At 68.0% G+C, this 2,691-nt stretch carries 3 protein-coding genes; all 3 read right to left on the bottom strand.

Annotated elements, in window-relative coordinates; all coding sequences use genetic code 11:
• Positions 1 to 137: 137 nt before the first annotated feature.
• Positions 138 to 563, bottom strand: a complete 426-nt coding sequence (locus ACE3UY_RS18355) for an HNH endonuclease (RefSeq protein WP_374688932.1) — start codon at positions 561 to 563, stop codon at positions 138 to 140.
• Positions 560 to 964: a hypothetical protein gene (locus ACE3UY_RS18350; RefSeq protein ID WP_374688931.1), complete on the bottom strand. Its 405-nt coding sequence runs from the start codon at positions 962 to 964 to the stop codon at positions 560 to 562. Before ACE3UY_RS18350 ends, ACE3UY_RS18355 begins: the two co-directional genes overlap by 4 nt.
• Before the next feature lie 78 nt (positions 965 to 1,042).
• On the bottom strand, positions 1,043 to 2,689 hold the full coding sequence (hutU, locus tag ACE3UY_RS18345; RefSeq protein WP_374688930.1) for a urocanate hydratase: 1,647 nt from the start codon (positions 2,687 to 2,689) through the stop codon (positions 1,043 to 1,045).
• Between the last annotated feature and the right edge of the window lie 2 nt (positions 2,690 to 2,691).

The following is a 2,691-nucleotide window of genomic DNA, read 5'->3' as shown; positions in this document are numbered from 1 at the left end:
CTGACAGGTGGGCGGCCACAAGGCTCACCATTGGCCGCCCACCTGTCAGGTCTGGGCGTCGCGACCGACTAGTGAAAAGTCCTGCCACTTCAATCTATAGGCTGCGGGAATCGGCGCGGCGGTGCTGCCCGGCGTTGTTATGGATGAGGTGGATGCCACCCGGCCCGCATCCAGCGCTGTCGCGCCCTGAGCAGGATCGGCCGGTTTAACTGCAACTGCGCCACCGTGGCACGGCCAACCGGTGTGAGGCCCTCGATCAGCGTAGCTTCTTCCGCCCACGCAAAATGTTCAGCCCACACCTGGCGATTGGGATCAAATAGCGGCACGCGTTGCCCATCCTGTGGATCGATGCCGGTGACATGCGTTTGTTTGAGGCGATTGCAGTCCCAGCACGCCAGGCACAGGTTGCCGATTTCGTCACTGCCGCCCAAGGCCTGGGGAATAATGTGGTCGAGCGTAAACAGCGTGCCGACCACATCCTCCTGGCTTTGGCAGTAGCTGCAACGATAGCGAGCGCGCCGGGCGACCACAGCCCGAAGCGCCGCGGTTGGCCCGCTCGTCATTCAGCAACAGGGTTGCGCAAGGGGCCAACATCGTGACCGCGTTCCGCCAACAACGCCGCGGCCTCGGCGCGGATGAGCATCACCTGTTGGGCGTAGTGCTGGAGCTGCTGCGCCTCATCCTCCTCGGCGGCCGTCAGCCCTTCCCCCTGCTGTTTCCACACCAGAAGCTGCATGCGCTCGGCCCGGTCGGCCGCCACACGCAATCGAGCGGCCCGCCAAAGGTCATCGTCGGCTAGATGGGGCAATTGCTCTAACAGGTCGGCCGTGCTGGGCACTGTCGCCGCGACCACCTGGGCCACAACCGCCGCCACTTCATCTTCAACCGAGCGGTTGCGCTCGCGTGCGCGCCGCCGCATGCGCTGATAGAGATTATCGGGGAGTTGAACCGTGACCGACTGCATCCATGCGCCTCGCTCTTGCTCCATTCAGCACTGATTATACCACTTTAGAAACGGAGTTTCTCAGAAGAAACTCCGTTTCTACTCCATCATCGGAATCTTAATCCCCCGCTCCCTCGCCACCTCAATCGCCCGCTCATACCCCGCGTCCACGTGCCGCGCCACGCCCATGCCCGGGTCCACCGTCAGCACCCGCTCCAGCCGCCGCGCCGCGGCCGGCGTGCCGTCGGCCACGATCACCTGCCCGGCGTGCAGGCTGTAGCCGATGCCCACGCCGCCGCCGTGGTGGTAGCTGACCCACGTCGCCCCGCTGACGGCGTTGATGAGCGCGTTCAGCACCGGCCAGTCGGCGATGGCGTCGCTGCCGTCGCGCATGCCTTCCGTCTCGCGGTTGGGGCTGGCCACGGAGCCGGCGTCCAGGTGGTCGCGGCCGATGACGATGGGGGCCTTTACCGCGCCGGAGGCCACCAGCTCGTTGAAGCGCAGCCCCGCCCGGTGGCGCTCGCCATAGCCCAGCCAGCAGATGCGCGCCGGCAAGCCCTGAAAGTGCACCCGCTGCTGGGCCATGCGAATCCAGCGCCGCAGGTGGGCGTCGTCGGGGAACAGATCCAGGATGGCCTCGTCCGTGACGCGGATGTCTTCCGGGTCGCCGCTCAGGGCCACCCAGCGGAACGGCCCCTTGCCCTCGCAAAAGAGCGGCCGGACGTAGGCGGGCACGAAGCCGGGGTAGCTGAAGGCGTCGGCCACCCCCTCGTCGAAGGCGCGCTGGCGCAGGTTGTTGCCGTAGTCGAACACAATGGCGCCGCGCCGCTGGAACTCCACCATCGCCGCGCACTGGCGGGCCATGGCCTGGGCGGAGAGGCGGGCGAAGGCGTGGGCGTCGCGGTCGCGCAGCGCCTTGCCGTCCTCGAAGCTGAGGTCGTCGGGGAAGTAGGCCAGGTAGTCGTGGGCCGAGGTCTGGTCGGTGATCACGTCCGGCCGCAGCCCGCGCGCCAGCAGTTCGGGGAAGATGGTCGCGGCGTTGGCGATGAGGCCGACGGAGCGCGGTTCGCCCGCCTCGACGTAGTGCCGGACGCGGCGCAGGGCGTCCTCCAGGTCTTCGCTGACCTCGTCGATGTAGCGGTGCTCCAGCCGGCGGCGGGCGCGCCACTCATCCACCTCGACCACCAGGGCCACGCCCTCGTTCATCGTGACGGCCAGCGGTTGCGCCCCGCCCATCTCGCCCAGCCCGGCCGTCAGCACCCACTTGCCGCGCAAGGAGGGCCAGCCCGCCTGCCGCGCCGCCTCGGCGAACGTCTCGAACGTGCCTTGCAGGATGCCCTGCGTGCCGATGTAGATCCAGCTGCCGGCCGTCATCTGGCCGTACATGATCAGCCCCTCCGCCTCCCAGCGGTCGAAGTTCTCCTGGGTGGCCCAGTGGGGGACGATGTTGGAGTTGGCGATGAGGACGCGCGGGGCGTCGGCGTGGGTGCGAAAGACGGCCACCGGCTTGCCGCTCTGGACGAGCAGCGTCTCGTCGTCTTCCAGTTCGCGCAGGCTGCGCAGGATGGCGTCGAACGCCTCCCAGTTGCGGGCCGCCCGGCCGCGCCCGCCGTAGACGATGAGGTGTTCCGGGTCATAGGCCACCTCGGGGTCGAGGTTATTCTGGAGCATGCGGTAGGCGGCTTCCTGGAGCCAGCCTTTGCAGTGGAGGGTGGCGCCGCGGGGGGCGCGGATGGTGCGGGTCATGG

It is taken from the genome of Promineifilum sp. (SeqCode), assembly GCF_041918635.1.
GTDB lineage: Bacteria > Chloroflexota > Anaerolineae > Promineifilales > Promineifilaceae > Promineifilum.
Note: the sequence above shows the minus strand (reverse complement) of the source record. Positions and strands in the feature narration are given on the sequence as shown.